The following is a 22,159-nucleotide window of genomic DNA, read 5'->3' on the forward strand; positions in this document are numbered from 1 at the left end:
CTCCTCCCGGCATATTGCAGTGAAAATCAAAGTATTAACCCTTTACAGCACCACTTGTCAAGCCAGATATAACCTGTTTTTGGAATAACATATATCCAATAATACTAGGAGCTATACTGATAATAATTGCAGCGTACATAGAAACATAATCTGTAGTAAACTGGTTTGTAAAATATCTGATACCTATCTGTATAGTTTTTGTCATTGGTGATGAAGTCAGAAGATTAGCATAAACAAACTCGTTCCAGCAGGTTATAAATTCAAAGGTTGCCGCTGTTACCAAACCTGTTTTTGTTAGTGGTAAAATCATTTTAAAGAATCTTCCGTAAAAACCGCTTCCGTCTATATAAGCTGCTTCTTCTATTTCTGCAGGGAAGCTGGCCATAAAACCACGGATAATAAAAGTTGAAATAGGTAACCCGATTGCAGCGTAAAGTATAATTAATGCACCTAAAGAATCTACAAGACCCATTTTACTGAATATAGAAAAATAAGGAACCATAAGTGCATTAAGAGGAACAAGTACACCTACCGAGAAAAATGTAAATATGACTTCTCTTCCTTTAAATTTAAAACGGGATAAACAATATGATAGCATTGCGGCAATCAGAACGTTTATTACTGTTGCAGTTATAGCTACTATAACAGAGTTTGAAATCATTCTGCCTAAATTTGCTTGTTGAAATGCATTTACGTAGTTCTGCCATTGTGGTACGGCAGGTAAGGAAAATGGATTATCGAAATATTCCGCATTTGTTTTCAGTGATGTAATAAACAGCCATAATAGTGGAAACAATGTATATACTGCAAAAAATATGATTAAAACCCATTTAAAAAATGATGCTAAGTAATCTTTAATGCTCTTTTTATCTCTTACAATTGACTGATCAGTTTTTGCTGACATATTTCTCCTCCTTTACTCCTTATTTAATTTAGCAAATATACCTCTTATCATTAAGATAACACAGGCTCCTGTTAATATAAGCATAACACTGGAAGCATTTGCTCCACCGTAGTTATTTGTTTTCATTTGATTGTACAGATAAAGTACAAGCACGGAAGTTCTGTTTGCAGGTCCTCCGTTTGTTAACAGATATACCTGTTCAAACGTTCTTAAGCCGAAAATCATAGCCAATGTAACACAAGTCTGAAATGAACCTTTGATTAATGGTATTGTAATATGAATATGTTGTCTTATTCCGTCAGCACCATCGATTTGAGCTGCTTCATAATAGCTTTCATCAATATTGGTTATATCCGCCAGCATTATAACCATATAGTAGCCGATATAAAACACCCAATAAATCAGCATTGCAGGAAAAGCTGTTTTTATAGTACCAAGCCAGTTTGTTGCATATTCACCCAGACCAACAGCTTTTAGCAAACCGTTAATCAAACCGAATTCGCTGTTGTACATTGCTGCCCATAGCATGGCGAGAGCAATTCCTGAAATAACCTGTGGCAAAAAGTATACTGTTCTGAAAAATTGCCAACCTCTTGGTTTCTTTGATAATATTAATGCCATAAGCATTGCAAGAGGAACCTGCACGCCTCCGGCAACCACGGCCCACAGAACATTATTTTTTACACTGCGCCAAAATACTTTATCACTAAAAATATCCTTATAGTTATATAAACCTTTAAATATAGGAGATGTAATACCGTTCCATTCAAAAAGACTGGTTATGGCTACATAGCCTACGGGTATAATAAAGAATAGGGTAAATAGTGCAAGTCCCGGCAATATAAAGATGCAGATGTTTTTTATGTCATGCTTTTTAACTTCCATCGCTCCTGCCTCCATCATCCAGACCAACTCAAAATATTATAGTCGTTATTTTTACTTTGGCAGGCTATACAGCCTGCCAAAGTATTTGAATCTATTTTTTATTATTTATTTGCAGCTTTTAATTCCGCAACAAACTGCTCAGGAGTGTATTCTCCAAGAATAAGACCTTCAAGTGCTGGTGGGAATGCAGTTACTACCTTTGTAGGCATTGCAGATTCAAAAGTTCCGATCATATATGGAGCAGCAGTACTTTGTTCAATCATTGTAGCCTGAAGCTTTTCTGTCTGATCAGTAATCTTTGACTTGATAGTAAATATTGAGCCTGATGAATTGGACAATTCAGTCACTCTATCAACATCACAAATATATTTTAAGAACTTAACTATTGCTTCCTCTTTTGCAGGATTGTCCTGCTTAGCAGCAGCTATGTAAGCCTGAACTGCGTTTACGTATGCTCCTGGCTTACCACCGTTGTAGCCTAAACCGGCGCTGATAGCCAAATTGTCATAAAGGCCCTGAACACCTTCCTTTTTAATTCTTGACAAAATCCATGATCCATTTGTATATATTGCTGATCTTTCATTAAAGAAATGTCCGTTTACAACTGTAGCGTCTGCTCCAAGTGCATCAGGCGAAGTGTAAGTAAACATCTTTTGCATAATCTTTGCAGCTTCTACAAAAGCAGGATCATCTAATCCTTTTTCATAAACATCAGGTCCCCCTACTGCTGCAAGTGCATATGAATACCAGAGCATTGAAGTCCATGCATTTTTATTTGTCATCTGTGCAGTTGGGAATATTTTTTTCGCTTTTAATGCATCACATACTTTCCACAACTCTTCATAAGTAGTAGGAACAGTTGTAATTCCTGCGCTGTTCAATAATTTCTTATTAAACATTATTGCAATAACCGCATTCTCATATGGGAGAGCAAAGTTTTTGCCCTTATACTGAGCTGTCTTTATTACGCCCTCTGCAAATTTATCAGACCATTCCTTATCAGCCAAGTAGGAAGTGAGATCCATTAGCTTACCAGATTCAGAATACAATTGTAAGTCTGCAGCTGATTTGAAGGTAAAAATATCAGGTGCATTACCGGTTGATATCGTAGTCCTTATCTTATCTTCATAAGCATCGTAATCAGTGTATTCTTCAATTTTTACTTCGATTTTTGATTCATTTTCCTTGTTGAATGAATCAACCATTTGACCAAACACTTTTGCTTTTCCATCAGTTCCAACCCAAATACTTGGGAATGTGATTACAACCTTTTCAGTATTTGCACTTTTCCCAGTTGTTGAATTCGAGGTTGAATTTGTCGACTGGCTAACATCTGATTTACCACAGGCTGCAAAAATTGCCATTGTCATTGAAAGAACTACCATTAATGCCACAATACGTTTGATAATCTTCCCCATAATTATTAACCTTCTTTCTCATTTTATTTTACCAATTAAAAATTTTACCCTATTGTATGGATTTTAACATTGGGTACAAGCTATATTTTTAGGCATTTATACCAATTCTTCAATAAATTAAAACCTTTAATTTATTGAAGAAAAAAATAAAACTTGTCGGTAACTATCATAGCCATTAAGTAACCCTTGGGTTCGGTAATCTACTAATAACTATACATATTCACCAAAAACAATAGTTTACAATGGCAATTATATATCATATATGATAAAAAGTAAACAGTTATTTTATATTTTTCGACTTTATAATACATTTTATATATTTTGCAATTTAGATAGTAAAATTATTTGTTTAAATATTTTAATTATGTCATAAAGCTTTTAATATAATGATATTAACCGGTGCAATCCGGCTACTCATTCAACCATAGTATTTTAAGTTCAATGATTGAAAGATTTTGATTACTATGATATTCTTAAATAAAGTTCTACATAATATTTTTTCTGGTTTTTTTATTAACACTTATAATTAATTCCTCTTTTACAAAATAAATTTAGAAATATATTTCCATATATTGTGTAGATAGCTTTATATTTTTTTATTATATATTATAATTATAAGGAGACTCTATGATAAACTATTTAAAGCAATTAAATCCTACTCTGCAAATAAAAAGTATATTAGATGAATCATTTTTAAGGTATGGAAAAGTACTTGACCAATATGACTTCTCTGAATGTATTGAAATTATGAAAACCAAAGTGATTCCGGATTCAGGTAATGTGTATGTTGCATGTGACGATGAATTAATGAGCACAGCTATTGAAAAAGAGCTTAGTAATATTTTTTATGGCAATATGCCTATTCAGATAGGATATTGTAATGGTAACAGTAGTAAGCTCAACGCTCTGGAATACCATAAAGGTTCTGAGATAGATGTCGCTGTAACTGACCTGGTACTTATTTTAGCAGATATACGGGATATTAAGGATAATCAGCTGCCAAGCACATCAACTGAGATTTTTTTTGTTCCCTGTGGGACTGCTGTTGAATTATACGGCACTACACTGCATTTTGCCCCCTGTAAAGTATCAGATAAGGGTTTTAAGAGTATAATAGTACTTCCTGCCGGTACCAACCAGCCCCTCCTTTCTATTCCATCCCCCCTATGTGAAGAGGATAAGCTTTTATGGATGCAGAATAAATGGCTGATTGCCCATGAGGAGAGTATTCCGGCATCTAAGGGAGCATGTGCAGGAATAACAGGTGAGAATATTGAAATAAATTATAAATAATTCTAAGGTAACATAATCTAAGGAAAAGAAGTGGTAACTATGGATCAATCTGTAAATGGAATTAACATGCTGGGAGTTAAGATAAAAAACAGGAGTTCAATCTTATATTTGATTTACCGTTCAGGCGGAATCTCCAGAAAGGAGATAGCCAATAAACTTAATTTGACTCCGGCTGCTATTACACTGATTACAACTGACCTGATCAATGAAGGAATTCTTGTTGAATCGGCGGTGGAACAAAATAACAATCGCAAGGGACGTAAGGAAATCCTTTTAGATATAAACAGAAAAAAATATGCAACTATTGGTATCTATATCAGCACAAATAAATTTCAGATCCTATGTATGGACTTAAACAATACGGTTATTTTTGAAGATACAGTGTTTACGGCAGATTGTCATAAGAAATCTTCAGCCATATTGGATAAGGTGTGTGCAATTTTGGAGCATAACCTTATTTATTATGATATAGTCAGAACGAGAACTATTCTGGGTGTCGGTGTAAGTGTTAAGGGTATTGTGAATTCCAGAGCCGGAGTAAGTATTAATTCTTATAACGTCTGGGAGGATAATGTTAATGTTGTTGAATATATTCAGAAAAGAATGAAAGTTCCCGCAATGTTAACAAACAACATTTGTTCCCTGGCACATGGAGAAAGTTTTTTTGCCAATATGGAGCATCCTAAGGATATGCTGTTTATAAAATATGGCCCCGGTGTAGGAGCAGCCAGAGTATTCTATCAGGATACGTTAAGCGTATATGATTTTAATGCCATCCAACTGGGTCATACTATTGCAGACCCCAACGGTGCAATCTGTGAGTGCGGCAATAGAGGATGTCTTGAAACAATCGCCGGATATGATGCTATTGAAAGAAATGCCGCAAATATATTATCAAGCAAGCTGACGCCATATCTATTCTCATACACAGACGGAAACTCAGAAAATATAAATATCAAGAATATTATAAAAGCATACAATGATGGAGATAAATTGATAGAGGATATCCTGGACAGGTCTATTTATTTTCTGTCTATTGCAATAAAAAATTCAATGTGCTTGTTTGATCCCAAATCAATAATTTTGTACGGTGAACTTTTCGAGAACGAGAAATTCCGAAAAAATCTGTATATACATTTGTCTAATTACTCAGGTTATGAAAAGGTAACCTTCAGTAATTTCAATCTGCAACTGGAAACTCAGGGGCCTGCTTCGACGATAATAAACTATTTCTTTGAAAACGGCGGCTTAATAGATACAAAGGATTAATTTATATTCTACAAAAAGGGGCGTTGCAAAATTAGTTTTTACCTTTTTTTATCTGTATGCGAGTATAAATTGTATCAATGGTTTTATACGGGAGTACCGGTATTAAAACAGAAAAACTACCTGTATTGCAGCCGCCCCTTACTATTTTTATGACAAAAAAGGACTGATTCACAGTGAATATAGTTTATTCATTGTACATCAGTCCTTTTTATTTAAAAAACGAGGTTAATCCATCTTTCAATTTAGCTTTTTTTGCATTTCAGCTTTTTTCTTTTGTTCAAGCAATATCCCAAACGCTCCTGCCAAAACTATGGCCATTCCAATATATTGACCCAACACCATAACATCTCCAAAAAGGAGAAAGGCTACTATTGTTGCAACAATCGGCATTAAAAGCAGGAATACCTTAACAATCCAAACAGGGAAACGTCTAAGGTTATAATAATATACAATATAGATAAGAGTCTGCCCCAACCCTGCGGCCATTACCGCCACCAATAACGGTCTGTTTTCAGCCAACAAGCTGAGTTGTCCCATGGTACCCATAAAAACTGACGTACCAATAAACATAATCATAGTAATAAAATTATTATAAAAAGCTACTACATTATCCGCCGCAGGATTCTTCTTGTCCAACTGAACGCTTTTAATTACAAAGGCGTTGATGGATACAAACAGTGCGCTCAATATAAAGAATATATCCGCTTTATTCCCGATTTTGAACTTACTGAAATCAATTCCCATAACCATAAGAACACCAAAGAGCATTATAAAGGTGTATGTCCAATCCAGCTTCGTGAATTTTTCCTTGTAAATTATAACCGACATCAAGTTAACAAAGATAATATCACACTTTAATAAAGCTGTTCCGGCACCTGCATGGGAAAGACTAAGACCAATGAATGCTGTCAGATCCAGCGAAAAGCCCAGAACACCAATCAGTATTAATCTAAATAGAATGCCTTTTGTCTTAAATAACAGCTTTAGCTCGTGTCTTTTAAACATTATTACAGTCAGAAGAATCATTGTTATAAAACGAATAACGATCCCCACTGTAAAAACTGACATTTCCGAGACGGCTTTTTGGCTTGCGACATAATAGCATCCCCATATGAACGCTAATAGCAATAAAGGAGCTGTTTGTTTTATTTTCATTAAATCATGTATCCCCTTACAAGTTTTAATAATTCGTCATAACCACCAATAAATCCGGATACTGTAGTTCTGAAGCCGCCATATTTTTCAAATTCACTATACTTCATTCCAAATTCGTCGAAGGACTTTTGAAATTCGCTAAGCTTTTTGAGTTGATTCATATATTCTTCTTTAACAGGTATTTCAATTCTGCTTGCTACTTCGATATCACATGAGTTCAATTTCTTGTGCCAGTTGAAAGGAATAGTCATTGACAAATCGCCACCTATCAATTGTGACCAATGGTGGTGGTTTCTGCATGCTGCTGACAGCAATCTGGTCTTATAGCCTCTTTCCTTAAATATTCTGTAGGCTTCCTTCATAACTGCAATCCCTGACCATTCTAAGATTTCAGGATCAACAATTATATCATTTTCATCGGCATATTTCTTCAACCAGTCATCAGTCCTGCCTATCATTATTGTACAAACCGGTGACATGGTTTCAGTAGACAGGCCTTCAGCTTCTCTTCTCTTCAAGCCTCTTTCAACAGCCTCAGCAACTGCAACAGCCTGTGCAACCGTGAAAGAAACAGTTGCATTAATACTGATTCCTCTGTAAGTTGCCTCTTCCATTGCTTTAATTCCTGCTTCCGAGGCAGGCATTTTTACCTGCATATTTTCGCCAAGGCTATTTATAACATCTGCCTGCTGCAACATTTTTTCAGTATCTCTGTAATACTTGGGATTAGTCTGAATTGACAATCTTCCCTTTTTACCCTTTGATTCATTAAAAATAGGAAGAAGCTTTTTTGATCTAAGAGCACCTATTTCATAAATCAGAGCCCATGCCACATCTTCTTCGGTCATATCTTTTCTTTCTGTGACCATTTCTTTTATACGTCTTTCCCAAATAGTCAGTTCTCCCTTAATAACAGAACCTACTATAGCAGGATTACTTGTAGCACCGACACAGCCTCTCTCCAATGCATAGTTCAGTTCGTTTTCCCCGCAGGAGTCCATCCATATATCTGTATTTGGAAATTTAACTACTGTTTCATGTAATTTGCCCTTAAATGTACTCATAATCTAACCCCCTGTATTTTTTAGCTGCTTTTGTTAAGGCAATTACCGTCAGTTGGTTATCTGAAAGTAATTGCCCTATATTTTCACTACTCTATAACTTCATAATTCATCATTTTTGCTGCCAACCTCAATACATCCCTGTACTCTCCGTACAGCATAGCCAAATGGTGTGCGACACCTGTTTCTGTTACTGTATTGAGCAAGTCATTAATGTTCTGTTCAAATTTTACCTTTGTGTAGGTTCCGCAGAGCTGTTTCTTCATTTCTATGGACTCACCTGCTGCAAGGAACATTCTTGTTTTTCCCCGGGCAGTGTCAAATCTTATAAGATTAACATGACCCTCTTTCATTACAAAACCGGCAGTTACACCTTTACCTCCGGCAAAATAAGTATCAAGTGTTCTTTCACTCTTTCCGTCCCAAAGATTAGCCGGTGCAACACCGCAATGCCACATAAGAGCAAAATCTTCCTGAAGGTCAACCTGTGAAAGGTCTGCAAGGAATGGTGTTTCAGCACCTAAAGCAGCACCTGCCAGCATGGATAAAGCACCCTCAACATCACCTTCGCAGGATAAAATTATCCCTTTTGATTGGAGAATGGACATGGCTGCGCAAGGTGAAATTCCATAATTTGCGGCAAATTCCGGCCAACATCTTACTGCTACTGCAGTAAGGCCATTTTTCTCAACAAATTTAGAAGCACTTACACAAAGCTGAGCAACTTTTTTAACTTGTATATCATTAACTTCCTTACATATAAATAACGCCCTGACTTCTTTCTCTTCTTCTTCAATTTCAATATCAGTTACAGGCTGTGAAAACATATCTGCAATTTCATAATGGTCTATCAAAATGCCTGTTTTTTGATAGATATCCATGTCATCAACGCCAACATTAAAAAATCCGTGGGCACGATAGCCTACAAGTCCTACCTTTGCATTTTGGAGAGCAACCTTTACCCTTAATGCATCTACCCATTTTTCATCAATACTGTCACCGATGGTGCAGGAGTAGTCATCCTTTCCGGTCTTATAAAGATTGGAAGCATTGAGATTCAAACCACAAACAGCATTCAGACGAATTTTACCACCATCATAAGGAAGCTCATTGTATGCCCAAAGTAAGAACGGTTTTTTAATGTATTTTGCAAAAATCAAGGCCAGATGACCCAAATGGAAGGTACCGCTTATTATAACCACACCATCTACATTAGCTGATAACAGTTTAACCGCAGCCTCTTCTGCATCTTTTATTTCAATTACGCAATCTTCAATGAACGTAAAGTCCACATCAGGCAGCTTTTTCAGGTCTTCAATTGTTTTTGTATACATTGCCTGTGCTGTTTTATATTCGTATGTGGTTCTGGTCAGACAGACAACGCCAAGTTTAACTTTTTGTTTCATATTATCCCCCATCTACGCATATAGCGTTCGTGATATTATTCTTTGGCTGTACCATCCCAAGCATTTCTGAATACACTTAATCCATATGTTGTAAAGGGATGCTCAAAGCTTGCCTTATATACATCCAATCCACAGGTCACAATGTCTGCACCCAGAGCGGCAAAATCACCGATTTGCTTACCGTTTCTTACTGCTGCAACAATTATTTCAGTATCAAAACCGTAGTTTCTATATATATCAATAATATCAGAAATATAATTTATTGAGTCATCACCGCTATTTTCCTTCCAGCCTACGAAAGGTGAAACAAACTTAGCTCCCAGCTTTCCTACAGGAATTGCCTGTGAAGGAGAAAATACCAGTGTAACATTTGTTCTTATTCCCATTTTTTCAAGCTTTTTAGCAGCAATTAGTCCCTGTTCGGTACATGGGAGCTTTATTACGTAGTTTGGTGAATAAGCCGCTACTTCCTTAGCTGCTTCAACTATATCCTCCCACTTATCATGATGTGGATTGATTTCGAAGGATACAGGAAATTTATCCATGCCTTCAATTCCTTCTTCCTTTATCCATGCCGCTACATCTTTAACAACCTGCATAAATGGCTTTCCGCTTAATTGGATATGTTTTGGGTTAGTTGTAACACCATCAATACAAAAATTTTCATATGCATACTTGATTTCATCCAGTTTTGCGCTGTCTAAAAAATATTTCATAGTAGTATCCCTCACATTTCTTTAATAGATTTGGTTAATTGGTTTATTTGTAGATCTCATCTTCAATATTTTTAACTTGGATTCTTGCATTCCTTAAATTCTTTGCTCGCCATTCTTCAAGATTCTGTGTAAATTCTGTGTTGAGGAAGGTGTCTACCATGGCACAGCCCACAAACTCAGCGGTAAGCCAGCCACCAAGGCATAAAATGTTGGCATCATTTATAGCTCTGGCTTTTTCAGCAGCATATGTGTTTTCACAAACTGCCGCATAAACTCCCTTGTACTTATTTGCAACTATTGATACTCCCATACCGGTACCGCAGATTAAAACTGCTCTTTCAAACTCCCCGTCCGATACTCTTTTAGCAACTGCCGAAGCTACTTCAAAATATGGTTTGGGTTCCTCTTCCTTGAGTGTGCCACCATCAGTAACTTCATAACCCAACTGTGTTAAATGTGCTTTTATAGCTTCCTTTAACGGAAAACCTGATTTATCTGAACCAATAATTATTTTTTTCATAAAATCCCCCTTATCTTTTCATATCTATGGCTTTTTCTGCTGCCTGAACTATTTCTTTTTCAGTAAGTCCGTATTTTTCTTTTAAGAAGTCTGTAAAACCTACTTCTCCAAATGTATCCTTTACTCCGACTCTCTGCACGGGGACAGGATAGTTTTCACCTAGGAATTCAGCAACTGCTCCTCCCAATCCGTTGAGTACGGAATGATTTTCAGCAGTTACAACTGCTCCAGTCTTTCTTGCGCTCTGCAATACAAGTTCTTCATCTAAAGGTTTAATTGTATGGATATTTATTATTTCTGCGTCAATTCCTTTTGCAGAGAGTTTTTCAGCTGCTTTCAAGGCCTCTGCCACCATTATTCCGCTTGCCAGAATGGTAACATCTCTTCCTTCTTTGAGAACAATACCCTTTCCAAGTTTAAATTCAGTATTGTCGTCAAATATCTGTACTGCATTTCTTCTTAATAACCTTATATAAACAGGGCCATAGTGTTCCAATATTTGTGGGAAAGCTTTCTTTAGCTGAGCGCTGTCTACCGGTTCGTATATAATCATCCCCGGTATATTTCTCATAATTGCTACGTCTTCCATACTCATATGAGTACCGCCATTTAGCTCAGCAGTCACTCCGGGGTCACTGCCCATAATCTTTACATTCAGTCCGGCATAGGCAACGGATAAAGTAACCTGATCACATACACGTCTTGTAGAAAAAGGAGTGAAGGTATGAGTAAATGGAATTTTGCCCATTGCAGACATTCCTGCTGCAACACCTATCATGTTTGCTTCCTGAACACCACAGTTTACAGTTCTTTCAGGAAAAGTTTCTCCAAAACGTGTAGTTCCTGCTGCCTTCATAAGGTCAGCTTCTACTATAACAAGCCTGTTGTCCTGCTTTGCATATTCTATCAGCAGGTCAACATAGGTCTCTCTTAACCATCTGTTTTCAAGTACCATAATTATGCATCCTCCCTTTTATCCAGTAATTCCACGGCCTTTTTCCATGTTTCTTCGGAAATAGGCATATTGTGAGAGGCAACACTATTTTCACAGAAAAATCCACCTTTACCCTTGATGGTATTCAATATAATCATATGCGGTTTTCCTTTAATCTTCTTAGCATTGTCAATGGCATGTAAAATTTGTTTCATATCATGTCCGTCTATGGATTGCACATGCCAGCCAAAAGCTTCCCATTTCCTGTCCAGAGGTTCAAGTCCGTTTACTTCCTCGATTAGACCGTCAATCTGCATTTTATTGTAATCGGTAAAGGCTATAATATTATCAAGGCCTCTGCCGCCTGCCAGCATGGCAGCCTCCCATATCTGGCCTTCCTGACTCTCTCCATCTCCAATAATCGTATATACATAAAGACTTTTCTTATCCATCATGGCTGAAACCGCCATACCGGTTGCAGCTGAAAATCCCTGACCAAGGGAACCTGTTGACATGTCGATACCATTTGTTCTCTTCATGTCGCAGTGGCTTGGAAGGTTTGTATCAGGCTTGTTTAGGGTATCCAATTCCTCCATTGGAATAAAGCCTTTCAACGCCAGCGCCGAATATAGTGCCGGACCACCATGGCCTTTTGACAAAACAAACCTGTCTCTGTTTTCCATTTTTGAGTCTTTTGAATCAATATTCATAACTTCAAAATAAAGTGCTGACAAAACTTCACAGAGTGATAATGCTCCACCGATATGTCCAACACCAAGTTTTCCAATGGTTTGTATGGTTAACTTTCGTATCTCACATGCTCTGTTTTCAAGCATTTTAATTTTGTTTTCCATTTGCTACCTCCAAATCCCCGACTTCCAATTTATTCTTTTAATTTATTTAAAGTTTTTATAGAATTGATTTAAGCAGCTGATAAACTGTTTCTTTATTCATAACAGCCGGAGTTAACTGTATAATCGCAGCTCCAAGGCCAATTTCTGTTATATGTTCCAGGTCAGTTTCCTTAACTCCGATTTGATGTAAACGTACGGGCATATTCATACTTTTCATAAGCTCTTCAATTTCTTCAGAGAATTTTTCAAGGCTTTCAAAGCCAAGGTAATCAGTCAAGGCTTTCATTTTTGTTTCAGCCTGCTGTCCGCTGATTTTTATAAATGCAGGAAGCGTTATGGAACAAGCTGTTCCATGGTTTGCCCCAAATTCTGTGGTCAGTGGAAAGCTTAATGCGTGTATACCAGTTGTTCTTGTCTGGCTAAAGGCAATTCCGGCAATCAAGCTGGCCTTGATCATTGCTGCCCTCGCTTCCTTATTTTCAGGTTCGCTGTATGCAGTTTTTATATTTTCCAGAATCAGCTTCATGGCACCAATTGCAAGCATATCGCAAATGGGCTGTGATGCCTTGTTCCAGTATGCTTCAATAGCATGACAGAAAGCATCCATTCCGGTAGATGCCGTAACCGGAGCCGGCAAGGTATATGTAAGCTCACAGTCGATCATTGAATAGTCAGGCCAGAATTCGTTATTAACCATTGGCATTTTTATGCCGGCCTTCTTATTTGTATATACACCAACATTTGTTACTTCACTGCCTGTTCCGGCAGTTGTGGGAATACATACCAGAGTTGCCTGTCTTTTTGATAATGTCCTGCTGCCGCCGCTGTAATAATCATAAATGCTTCCCTCGTTTGTAACCAGGCAGGAAACTATTTTTGAAATATCAAGAGCGCTTCCGCCACCTAAGCCGATAACGCAATCAGCATTTATAGCTCTTGCAACTTCTGCTGCCTTATCAACACTTTCACATGAAGGATTAGGTTCCACATCACTAAAGTAGGCAACATTTTTACCTGACATACTTTCTCCGATTTGTTTTGCGACACCGGACTGATAGAGGAAAGGATCTGAAATAATCAGAACATTCTTTCCGCTGATATACTTATCTACTTTTTTAGATATTCCGGCCTCAAAACATATTTTTGTAGGCATAAAAAATTCAAATTGGTTATCCATAACTTATTCCCCTCCTGAAAATAATAATTTTGCAATTTATATATTTGATTAATCTTTTTAATTCAATTTCTAAAAAATTTTAAAATAATATATGGTTTTCGACATCTTTCGTCTCTTTATGTATAAATTATATTGCATTTCAGTGTGGTATGTCAATATATTTTTAAAGGATTTAATTAATTAGATTTAATTGGGTAAAATAATAAGACCGTATAAAATCTAAGATTTTTATACGGTCTTGATACTTTCTAGATTGAATTTTATTCTTTTTAATTAAATTATTTAAGCCAGGTTTAAGTTCTTTGTCAACTCAGTAAAAATTACTCCGATAGCAACAGCTCCGGCATCAGGATAGTTTACACTTCTTTCGCCTACATAGCTGGCTCTGCCTTTTGTAGCCACCATTGTTTTCGTTTTCTCTCCACCTGCAACAGCAGCCTCAGCAGCAGCCTTCATTGCAGACAGCATTTCTTCCCCTTTTTCGGCACTGGCTTTTAAGGCTTCCGCAGCAGGAATCAACGCATCCAGCAGAGTTTTATCTCCTAACTTTGCTCCGCCTCTCTTTTGAATACCATCTACTGCACTTTGCATAAGAGCTGCCAATCCGGGCAGATCAAGTTCAGTCTTGTCACCGGCATACTTTGCAGCGCTTCTGAAGGCAGACCCCCATATTGGTCCTGACGCTCCACCGCAGTACTCGGTAATTATCATTCCGCAACCCTTAAGGAAAGCTCCTATATTATCCTGCGGAACTTCATTCCAATCCTGCTTCAACTGCTTAAATCCTTTTGCAACTGACATTCCGAAATCTCCGTCACCCGCAACAGAATCCAGTTCACAAAAATAAACCTCGTTTGCTATGATAATATCTGCCATATTCATAACAAGCTCTGTTATTTTTTTAGTAGTCAACATATTCTTGTACTTCCTCTCGTTTTAGATTTTTAGTGCCGGAGTATCGGCTGAAGCATCCAAATAACCCTTAAGCTCATCATCCAGTTTAAGCAGAGATATGGAAGCACCCGCCATATCTATTGCGGTCATATAGTTGCCCACGAAGGTTTTGTATATCTTTATGTTTTTATTTTCAAGAGCACTTGCAACTGAATTGTTGAGTAAATATAACTCCTGCAATGGTGTTCCTCCCAGCCCATTAACCAGAAGAGCAACTTCATCGCCAGATACTATTGGGAGATCCTTTGTTATCAAATCTACCATTCTATCTGCCAATTCTCCCGCAGTAGCAATCTTTTCACGGGCAATTCCGGGTTCACCATGGATTCCGACACCGAACTCAATCTCATCATCGTTCAGACTAAAGGTAGGTGTTCCCTTTGCCGGAACAGTACAGGAAGTCAACGCAAAACCGATTGAACGGACGTTATTTATAACCTTTTGTGCTACTTCCTTAACCTGCTTTAGTTCCATACCCTGCTCAGCAGCGGCACCGGCAAGCTTATGAACAAAAATTGTGCCGGCAACTCCTCTCCTACCAACAGTGTACAAGCTGTCCTTGACTGCAACATCATCGTTTACATAAACTTTTTCAACAACTATATCGTCGTCTTCTGCCATCTCAGCCGCTGCGTCAAAATTCATGCAATCTCCTGAGTAGTTCTTTATTATCAGAAGTGTACCCTTATCGGACTGTGTTTCCACAATAGCATTGTAAACCTGGATAGTTGATGGTGATGCAAATACATCTCCACAAACTGCTACATCCAGCATTCCTTTTCCTACAAAACCTGCATGAGCAGGTTCATGTCCGCTTCCACCGCCACTGATAAGAGTAACTTTGCCTTTATTCAGCTGTTTTCTTTTAATAATTTTATATTTTTTGCTGAAAGAAAGTTGTTCCGGATACGCCTTTACAATCCCCTCACACATCTCAATGACAATATCTTCAACCTTATTGATTATTTTTTTCATATGCATTTACTCCTATTCTATTGGCCTAGTTTGTCGGCAGTGATTATTGCAGCGTATACATCCTTTGCCGTAACCGGGAAAGGCATGTTGTGTATTGTTTCACCTTCAGCAGTGGCAGCTTTTGCTACAGCCATAATTTTTTCCTCTGTAACCTGAACAATTCCAAGGTCCTTAAGACAGGTTGGAAGACCTACAGATTTACAATAGCCAATCACATTGTCTATTTCTTCTTGAGGGGCATTCTCCAGTACCAGATGAACAACTGTTCCAAAAGACACTTTTTCACCGTGCATATAATGATGAGTTTCCTCAAGTACTGTAAGTCCGTTATGAACCGCATGAGCTGCTGCAAGTCCGCTGCTTTCAAAGCCCAGACCACTCAGAAGTATATTTGCTTCAACTATATTTTCAAGTGCAGGTGTAACAACTTTCATTTCACAAGCTGCCTTTGCCTTCAAGGATTCCTCCATCAGTGTTTCAAAGCAAAGTGTTGCTAAAGCATATGCTGCCTTGGTACTTTTACCTCCGGGCATGTTATTTGCGCCGGATCTTATACAGGATCTTGCCTCAAAATATGTGGAAAGTGCGTCGCCCATACCCGCTATAAGGAATCTTACAGGAGCCCTTGAGATAATTCCTGTATCAACAAGAACAAGGTCAGGATTCTTCTGCAAATGGAAATATTCTTCGAATTCACTTTTTTCATTATATATTATTGCAAGCTTACTTGTTGGAGCATCTGTTGATGCAATGGTAGGAACAATAATTACTGGTTTCTTGGAAAGGAATGAAGCTGCTTTAGCGGTATCAAGTGCCTTTCCTCCTCCTAAACCGATAAATACCCCACAATCTTTATCCTCAGCGAGTTTTTGCAATCTTGCTATTTCTTTTTTTGTACACTCTTCTCCAAACTCCCCATACACTATATCAAAGGAATCGGTTTCCAATGCTTTATCGATATAATTCTGTACTCTTGATTGGTCTACCTTTGAGGCTACCAGTAATGCCCTGTTGGAAAATTCCTTAGCGTATGTTCCTAAATTATACAGTTCATCCTCACCCTGTATATATTTAGATGGTGATATCATTACTTTTTTCATAAAAATAAACCACTCCTTTAAATTTAATATAGAAATGAAATTAATTACTAATTACATTTTCATTATAAATTAAGGAATGGTCAGGAACTTGAACATAAAAGCACAGTTTTAGGAAAAATCAATAGTAAAATTGCGCAATGATAGTAAAATTCAGCACTACTTTTTTATGCATTTTTTATTATAGGGCATCATTTCTGAATTTAGAGGGAGTAACTCCTTCGAATTTTTTAAATACTTTAATAAAATATCCGCTGTCTTCGAAGCCCAAATCCAACGCTATATTAGTTATGGGAATATCAGTGGTCTCAAGGAGTTCTCTAGCTTTTTTTATTCTTATTCTGTTAATGTAATTTGAGAAATTATCACCTATTATCCTTCTGAACAGCTTACTGAAATAACTTGTACTGATATTGCACAAGCTGGCCATATTATTTAGGCTAATATTTCGGGTATAGTATTTTTCAATATAATCAAGAGCCGGTTTAAGAATAATATTTTCCCGGCTATTCAGCAATCCACCCTGTGTAGGTTTATTTTTTTCAGTTGTATTTATATTCAACTTTTCAGTATTTACCGATGTTTTTTTATTCTGATAGTTGTTATAGCCTGTTTCCTTTGAAATTGCCCCATCGCTAAGATTTATTTTCAGTACTGCCTCTCCTACGATATAATTACAGATGTTATATATCATGGAAGCGTTAGCACGTATCTTTTGAAGCTTCATTACCGGCAGACTTTGGTACAATTCTTCAAGTTCATATTTATTAATGTATTCAAGAATATCTGTTTTTTGACTGGTAATTCTCTCGAGAGATTCCATTTCCAAGGTATCTTCAACACGGACCTGTCCCCCCATAACCGCACCAAGGTACTGACCGTCAACAGCTATAGGTATGGCAAAATCCACTATCCCCATATGACATAAATAAATATAGGGCTGATTTAACCGTGTCGCCTCCAGTCCCCCTCTGGAATCACACTTTTCACATATGTGGGACAGTTTAGGGTGAGAACGTACAAATTTACATAAATTTGTACATTTGCTGTGATGGGTTATTGGTTTACCTTTGTAATCCACCGTAATAATAGCCATATCTGTGGCGTCAGCAATTGAATCCTGAATATTCCTATAATTATCGGCATTTATTATATAATCCAGATCCAACAAGTTCTTTTTCACAGAAAGACCTCCATTAGTACAGATTTTTTACCGTATGCTTCCTTTTATTTACATAATATTTATAAGTCTATAGATTAACTCTACTATAAATATTTGTACTTTTGCAAGTGTATTTTATGGTGAGGATGGATTAAGACAATTTGATATAGGGATTTAAATGATATCCCATTTCAATTTCATTACAATTATTGACAAGTGGCTTCATCCTGCCTTAATATGTTAATGTAAAGCAACTACATTTATAAAATCAGGTTAAAGGAGTGTTGAAAAATGACAGTAAAAAATATCAATGAGGTACGTTGTTTATAATTGAATATGGGACCTGAAAGCAACTTATATATATTTTTTTTGAACAGGCTTTTGTGGTCTAATCTATAGTGTATTTTCACATACACTTTTTTGTAGCCGTCACCTGATTAGTAAATAATATGCTTTACAAATTACACGAGGGGTATCGTGTTTTTTTATTGCAAAAATAACCGTGGTTACATGAATCACGGTATTTTTATGCCCTTTTAGGGATTAAAACAATATTGAATGTAAGGAGTTATTAAATTATATATGAGTAATGTAACCATCATTTCATCTGATAAGAATTGGCTTGAACACACTGCCATAAGCCAACTTTACAGCATCGCTTCTCTACCGGGGGTAGTAGATGCGGTGGGGCTGCCTGATTTGCATCCCGGTAAAACCCCTGTTGGTGCAGCTATAGTCACCCGAAGGAATTGTATACCCTCATCTGGTTGGAAACGATATCGGCTGTGGAATGGCTTTGTTTATGACTGAGCTAGAAAAAAGAAAGTTAAAACTTGACCGGCTTGTAAAAATAGCTGAAAGTCTTGAAAGCCTGAAAGAAATCCAGCTACCGGACGAATTTGAGGATATTAATATCTCTCCTTTAGGTACAAGTCTGGGAACTATCGGGGGAGGAAATCATTTTGCGGAGCTTCAGGAGATTGAAAACATATCGAACAAAGATGTCTTCGAACAAATGGGATATGATAAGAACAAGATCGTGCTTCTTGTTCACAGTGGCTCACGAGGCTATGGGCAAGCTATTCTCGAGGAAAGCCTAAAGCTGTATCAAGCTCAGAATGGACTTCCTGTCACTTCGCAGGGGGCAAAAGAGTATATGAAAAAGCATAACGATGCAATTCATTGGGCAGCAGTTAATAGAGAGTTAATTGCGTATCGACTTCTTAAGCTTCTTGGGATAAGCACACAGGTAATCAAGTTATCGGATACCTGTCATAATGGTATAAGTATAAAAGAACATGACGGAAACCCACTACATATTCACAGAAAAGGAGCTTCCGCCTGCGATTCAGGTGCTGTTGTTATACCCGGTTCAAGAGGTTCCCTAACCTACCTTGTTATGCCGACAGCTCATACTACAAATTCCGGATACTCCCTAGCACACGGTGCAGGACGGAAATGGGAAAGAAGCGTGTGCAAAGCTAAACTGGAAAGCAAATACACAAGGGAAACCATCAGGTGCACAAAGTATAAGGGAAGAGTCATTTGCAATAACAATAACCTTCTTTTTGAGGAAGCTCCTGAAGCATATAAGAACATTGATTCAGTAATCCAAAGCCTTCTGGAATTTGGATTGATAGAAGTAATCGCAACGTTTAAACCAATTTTGACATATAAAGCATAGGAGGATTTATGTGGATACAAATAAGTTCGGGAAAAGGCCCTGACGAATGTGAACTTGCAGTAAGCCTTTTCCTAAAATCATTTGAAAATGAATGTAACAAAAAACAGATTAAAACCAACAGTATTGATGTAATACCCGGCCAGATAGCCGGCAACTTTAAATCCGTACTTCTTTCACTTGATAATTCTGATAATCAAATTATGGATAATATCAAAAGCGGTACGGTTTTATGGATTTGCAAAAGTCCATACCGCCCCAATCACAAGAGAAAGAACTGGTTTATCAATGTGGAAGTGTTTCAAACACCAGATAAACTATGCTTTTGTGAGAGGGATGTACGTTTTGAATCAATGAGGAGTTCAGGTCCCGGAGGCCAAAATGTAAATAAGGTTGAAACTGCTGTTAGGGCAATTCACCTTCCGACAGGCTTAACAGTAACAGCAAGTGAAGAAAGGTCCCAGTATATGAACAAAAAACTAGCACTTTGCAGACTGTCAAACCTTATCCAAGAAAGAAATAATTTAAATTTCTCTGTCCAAAAGAAAAACATGTGGGAACAACATAATACATTGGAAAGAGGTAATCCAATACGGATTTATGAAGGAAAGGAGTTTAGAATAAAAACAAATTAATAAAGCTTAATCTTGAATGACTATTTATTTACTTAAATAAAGATGTGTACCAATTGTTATCCTGGCAATTGTCGGTACACATCTTTAATATTTTGTGAATAATTTGTCAAATTACAGTAATAGTTGTTGTTTATATTTTGTTTCTAATGTAAAATATTAATAAAATTTTGTCAAATTATAATACATACGGAGGTATTCATCATGGCAATAAATGGGACAGGAGTTTTTACAATGGAAATAGATAAAGAACGTAAAGTATTCACTGCTTTTGCTGAAGGTTTTTTTTCAATGGAGCAAGGATTAGCGTTTTGTGAAGAATTTACAAAGGCTGCACTGGAATGCAGTAAGTATGGAGATTTTATTTTGATTGTTGACGCACAAGGTGTTAAGCCATCCACCCCCCAAGTAGCAGAAGCACTTGGAAATGCACTAGCTCTATATGCTTCCGATGATTTTAAATTCAAAAAACGATTTATGCTTAACTGTGCTTCATCAATTACACAATCACAGGCAGTTAGATTATCAAAGAATATTCCTGAATTTAACACTAAAGTAACTTTTGTTGCTACAAAGGAAGATGCTTTAAGAGAGATTTGAGGTACTTAATTCTACTTCTTCTGATATCGCATTTTCCTACTTCAGATTGCAAGAGACAGACTGCTAAATTAGCTGTCTCTCGTCTGAATTAATAAAACTAATGTACACACATTTCATCAAATCCGAATTTGTTATTTCCTGTTTGGTTTTCTCATTAGAAACAATATTGGACAGGAAGTCGATTTTATTTACTTCCGCACTGGTCTGATATACTTAAAAAACCGTTCCGGATTATGATAAAAGTAAATTATTCTACCGGGGGAAGTATCAAAACAGTAACCAGTGCCTGCAAAATCAAAAGTTGCCATTGCCTTTTCAATCTTTTCCTCCACACTGCAATTTTCCTGTTCATAATCGAATGGCCCATGTTCAAAAACAATATACTCGGCTTCGGGGACATCAATCATAAGCATTTGTGGTGGTACTTCGCCTTTATAATCAAAAGGAAGTCGTACACCATAACACTCTGTACGTGGTATACCCCAATCGCAGAGTCTGCCCTCCGGGTCATTAATGTACGCCATAATCTGACCGCTGCCGCTGTTAGATTCGCTCCCACCATCGTCATCCAGTTTACCCTTGATACTATCGAGTAAGCCGCAAATTGTGTCGCAGTTCTGTCCCGGAATAAGACTTTGCTTTTTCCAAAAATCCCAATATCCATTACTCTCATAGTTTTTAATGTGCAAAAATTTGTGTGCGGGAATGGTTACAAAATAAATTTTCACATCATCTGTAGATTTCATCATCCCAATCTCTCCTAATCCTAAAAAGTAGCGATCGAAGGGGTTTATTTTTGTACGAAGAACGACAGGCTTAGGCTTTTTTCGGTATTCATTTGGAGTTACACAATATGTTCCCTTAAAAGCTCTGGTAAAAGCTTCATGTGATGAAAAACCATAATCAAAAGCAATATCCAAAAGGCTTTTTTCACTATCCCGAACCTCTTTTAGTGCAAAGGCTAATTTTCTATGCCGTAGATAATCCCTAAATTGAATACCCGATATTTCTTTGAATTTTCTCGTTGTATAAAATTCGGAATAACCCAGCCTGCGAGACAGAAAGCGCAGTGTCAAGGCTTCATCATTATAATTTTTAATACATTTGTCAATTTCATCAACGATTATTTGAATTTGCTTCTGCCACTCGTACATTCGTCCGTTCACCTCGTTTCAACCACCCTACATTTTTATTATAAAGAAATAGAGAGATTACTGCTTGATTTTACTTGCTGTTATTTCATTTTTCTCTTTTATATTCTACAGAGTTGATCCATCCTCACGTAAATGGGTTGCGACGGAATGAAGTAGGGTATGGACGGTTGCATTCTTAACTATACCAGATGCAGTCCTGAGCCATAGATTGTTATGAGGATAGATTTGTGCTTACCTTCTACATAGGGTTGTTTGAGGTGTTTTATAAAACCGCAGGAGAGTCTAATTTCAACCCTCCTACGGTCATTTTAG

At 37.1% G+C, this 22,159-nt stretch carries 20 protein-coding genes and 1 pseudogene; 6 read left to right on the forward strand and 15 right to left on the reverse strand.

The window, feature by feature from the left end; translation table 11 throughout:
• Positions 1–34: 34 nt before the first annotated feature.
• The 3 genes from CLO1100_RS13605 to CLO1100_RS13615 form a co-directional block, all read right to left on the reverse strand.
• Positions 35–904: a carbohydrate ABC transporter permease gene (locus CLO1100_RS13605; protein WP_014314334.1), complete on the reverse strand. Its 870-nt coding sequence runs from the start codon at positions 902–904 to the stop codon at positions 35–37.
• A gap of 12 nt (positions 905–916) precedes the next feature.
• Positions 917–1,789, reverse strand: a complete 873-nt coding sequence (locus CLO1100_RS13610; RefSeq protein ID WP_014314335.1) for a sugar ABC transporter permease — start codon at positions 1,787–1,789, stop codon at positions 917–919.
• 101 nt (positions 1,790–1,890) lie between these two features.
• Entirely contained in the window at positions 1,891–3,207 is a 1,317-nt protein-coding gene (locus CLO1100_RS13615; RefSeq protein WP_014314336.1) for an extracellular solute-binding protein, read from the reverse strand.
• Positions 3,208–3,834: 627 nt separating this feature from the next.
• Between CLO1100_RS13615 and CLO1100_RS13620 the strand changes: the two genes are divergently transcribed.
• The gene (locus CLO1100_RS13620; RefSeq protein WP_014314337.1) at positions 3,835–4,500 is read left to right on the forward strand and encodes a DUF4867 family protein; all 666 of its coding nucleotides are present in this window, start codon (positions 3,835–3,837) and stop codon (positions 4,498–4,500) included.
• Positions 4,501–4,539: 39 nt separating this feature from the next.
• Positions 4,540–5,769, forward strand: a complete 1,230-nt coding sequence (locus tag CLO1100_RS13625) for an ROK family transcriptional regulator (protein WP_041700265.1) — start codon at positions 4,540–4,542, stop codon at positions 5,767–5,769.
• A gap of 237 nt (positions 5,770–6,006) precedes the next feature.
• Here the strand turns inward: CLO1100_RS13625 and CLO1100_RS13630 are convergent, their stop codons facing one another.
• The 11 genes and pseudogenes from CLO1100_RS13630 to CLO1100_RS13685 form a co-directional block, all read right to left on the reverse strand.
• Positions 6,007–6,924, reverse strand: a complete 918-nt coding sequence (locus CLO1100_RS13630) for a DMT family transporter (protein ID WP_014314339.1) — start codon at positions 6,922–6,924, stop codon at positions 6,007–6,009.
• The gene (locus tag CLO1100_RS13635) at positions 6,924–7,988 is read right to left on the reverse strand and encodes a transaldolase family protein (protein ID WP_014314340.1); all 1,065 of its coding nucleotides are present in this window, start codon (positions 7,986–7,988) and stop codon (positions 6,924–6,926) included. The genes CLO1100_RS13630 and CLO1100_RS13635 overlap by 1 nt, the downstream gene beginning before the upstream one ends.
• An 86-nt stretch (positions 7,989–8,074) precedes the next feature.
• Positions 8,075–9,391, reverse strand: a complete 1,317-nt coding sequence (locus CLO1100_RS13640) for a fucose isomerase (RefSeq protein ID WP_014314341.1) — start codon at positions 9,389–9,391, stop codon at positions 8,075–8,077.
• Positions 9,392–9,426: 35 nt separating this feature from the next.
• Entirely contained in the window at positions 9,427–10,107 is a 681-nt protein-coding gene (locus CLO1100_RS13645; protein WP_014314342.1) for a transaldolase family protein, read from the reverse strand.
• 43 nt (positions 10,108–10,150) lie between these two features.
• Entirely contained in the window at positions 10,151–10,627 is a 477-nt protein-coding gene (locus tag CLO1100_RS13650; protein ID WP_014314343.1) for an RpiB/LacA/LacB family sugar-phosphate isomerase, read from the reverse strand.
• Positions 10,628–10,637: 10 nt separating this feature from the next.
• Positions 10,638–11,582: a transketolase C-terminal domain-containing protein gene (locus CLO1100_RS13655; protein ID WP_014314344.1), complete on the reverse strand. Its 945-nt coding sequence runs from the start codon at positions 11,580–11,582 to the stop codon at positions 10,638–10,640.
• 2 nt (positions 11,583–11,584) lie between these two features.
• Entirely contained in the window at positions 11,585–12,415 is an 831-nt protein-coding gene (locus CLO1100_RS13660; protein ID WP_014314345.1) for a transketolase, read from the reverse strand.
• A 55-nt stretch (positions 12,416–12,470) separates the two neighbouring features.
• The gene (locus CLO1100_RS13665; protein WP_014314346.1) at positions 12,471–13,592 is read right to left on the reverse strand and encodes an iron-containing alcohol dehydrogenase family protein; all 1,122 of its coding nucleotides are present in this window, start codon (positions 13,590–13,592) and stop codon (positions 12,471–12,473) included.
• Positions 13,593–13,874: 282 nt separating this feature from the next.
• A pseudogene (dhaK, locus tag CLO1100_RS20300) lies at positions 13,875–15,521 on the reverse strand (dihydroxyacetone kinase subunit DhaK).
• A gap of 17 nt (positions 15,522–15,538) precedes the next feature.
• Positions 15,539–16,621, reverse strand: coding sequence for a glycerol dehydrogenase (locus CLO1100_RS13680; RefSeq protein WP_014314347.1), 1,083 nt, complete (start codon positions 16,619–16,621; stop codon positions 15,539–15,541).
• A gap of 178 nt (positions 16,622–16,799) precedes the next feature.
• A complete protein-coding gene (locus CLO1100_RS13685) occupies positions 16,800–17,801 on the reverse strand; it encodes a PocR ligand-binding domain-containing protein (RefSeq protein WP_014314348.1) in 1,002 nt (333 codons plus the stop codon).
• A gap of 561 nt (positions 17,802–18,362) precedes the next feature.
• Here CLO1100_RS13685 and CLO1100_RS21100 point away from each other — a divergent pair.
• The 4 genes from CLO1100_RS21100 (at position 18,363) to CLO1100_RS13700 (ending at position 20,693) form a co-directional block, all read left to right on the forward strand.
• Entirely contained in the window at positions 18,363–18,590 is a 228-nt protein-coding gene (locus tag CLO1100_RS21100) for a hypothetical protein (protein WP_242836571.1), read from the forward strand.
• Positions 18,583–19,464, forward strand: a complete 882-nt coding sequence (locus CLO1100_RS13690; RefSeq protein WP_242836573.1) for an RNA ligase RtcB family protein — start codon at positions 18,583–18,585, stop codon at positions 19,462–19,464. Before CLO1100_RS21100 ends, CLO1100_RS13690 begins: the two co-directional genes overlap by 8 nt.
• An 8-nt stretch (positions 19,465–19,472) precedes the next feature.
• Complete coding sequence (gene prfH / locus CLO1100_RS13695) at positions 19,473–20,096, forward strand: peptide chain release factor H (protein ID WP_014314349.1); 624 nt, start codon at positions 19,473–19,475, stop codon at positions 20,094–20,096.
• 201 nt (positions 20,097–20,297) lie between these two features.
• Positions 20,298–20,693 (forward strand): hypothetical protein, encoded by a 396-nt coding sequence (locus tag CLO1100_RS13700; RefSeq protein WP_014314350.1) that lies wholly within the window; start codon positions 20,298–20,300, stop codon positions 20,691–20,693.
• A gap of 188 nt (positions 20,694–20,881) precedes the next feature.
• On the opposite strand, the gene CLO1100_RS13705 is transcribed toward CLO1100_RS13700, so the two are convergent.
• Positions 20,882–21,847: a helix-turn-helix transcriptional regulator gene (locus tag CLO1100_RS13705; protein WP_014314351.1), complete on the reverse strand. Its 966-nt coding sequence runs from the start codon at positions 21,845–21,847 to the stop codon at positions 20,882–20,884.
• Positions 21,848–22,159 lie beyond the last annotated feature (312 nt).

The sequence above is a fragment of the Clostridium sp. BNL1100 genome (genome assembly GCF_000244875.1).
Classification (GTDB): Bacteria; Bacillota; Clostridia; order Acetivibrionales; family DSM-1351; genus Ruminiclostridium.

Bases quoted from the DNA above. Each gene is read 5' to 3' on its own strand.
- CLO1100_RS13605 (WP_014314334.1), bottom strand. From the start codon at position 904: ATGTCAGCAAAAACTGATCAGTCAATTGTAAGAGATAAAAAGAGCATT.
- CLO1100_RS13610 (WP_014314335.1), bottom strand. From the start codon at position 1,789: ATGGAAGTTAAAAAGCATGACATAAAAAACATCTGCATCTTTATATTG.
- CLO1100_RS13615 (WP_014314336.1), bottom strand. From the start codon at position 3,207: ATGGGGAAGATTATCAAACGTATTGTGGCATTAATGGTAGTTCTTTCA.
- CLO1100_RS13620 (WP_014314337.1), top strand. From the start codon at position 3,835: ATGATAAACTATTTAAAGCAATTAAATCCTACTCTGCAAATAAAAAGT.
- CLO1100_RS13625 (WP_041700265.1), top strand. From the start codon at position 4,540: ATGGATCAATCTGTAAATGGAATTAACATGCTGGGAGTTAAGATAAAA.
- CLO1100_RS13630 (WP_014314339.1), bottom strand. From the start codon at position 6,924: ATGAAAATAAAACAAACAGCTCCTTTATTGCTATTAGCGTTCATATGG.
- CLO1100_RS13635 (WP_014314340.1), bottom strand. From the start codon at position 7,988: ATGAGTACATTTAAGGGCAAATTACATGAAACAGTAGTTAAATTTCCA.
- CLO1100_RS13640 (WP_014314341.1), bottom strand. From the start codon at position 9,391: ATGAAACAAAAAGTTAAACTTGGCGTTGTCTGTCTGACCAGAACCACA.
- CLO1100_RS13645 (WP_014314342.1), bottom strand. From the start codon at position 10,107: ATGAAATATTTTTTAGACAGCGCAAAACTGGATGAAATCAAGTATGCA.
- CLO1100_RS13650 (WP_014314343.1), bottom strand. From the start codon at position 10,627: ATGAAAAAAATAATTATTGGTTCAGATAAATCAGGTTTTCCGTTAAAG.
- CLO1100_RS13655 (WP_014314344.1), bottom strand. From the start codon at position 11,582: ATGGTACTTGAAAACAGATGGTTAAGAGAGACCTATGTTGACCTGCTG.
- CLO1100_RS13660 (WP_014314345.1), bottom strand. From the start codon at position 12,415: ATGGAAAACAAAATTAAAATGCTTGAAAACAGAGCATGTGAGATACGA.
- CLO1100_RS13665 (WP_014314346.1), bottom strand. From the start codon at position 13,592: ATGGATAACCAATTTGAATTTTTTATGCCTACAAAAATATGTTTTGAG.
- CLO1100_RS13680 (WP_014314347.1), bottom strand. From the start codon at position 16,621: ATGAAAAAAGTAATGATATCACCATCTAAATATATACAGGGTGAGGAT.
- CLO1100_RS21100 (WP_242836571.1), top strand. From the start codon at position 18,363: ATGAGTAATGTAACCATCATTTCATCTGATAAGAATTGGCTTGAACAC.
- CLO1100_RS13690 (WP_242836573.1), top strand. From the start codon at position 18,583: ATGACTGAGCTAGAAAAAAGAAAGTTAAAACTTGACCGGCTTGTAAAA.
- prfH (WP_014314349.1), top strand. From the start codon at position 19,473: ATGTGGATACAAATAAGTTCGGGAAAAGGCCCTGACGAATGTGAACTT.
- CLO1100_RS13700 (WP_014314350.1), top strand. From the start codon at position 20,298: ATGGCAATAAATGGGACAGGAGTTTTTACAATGGAAATAGATAAAGAA.
- CLO1100_RS13705 (WP_014314351.1), bottom strand. From the start codon at position 21,847: ATGTACGAGTGGCAGAAGCAAATTCAAATAATCGTTGATGAAATTGAC.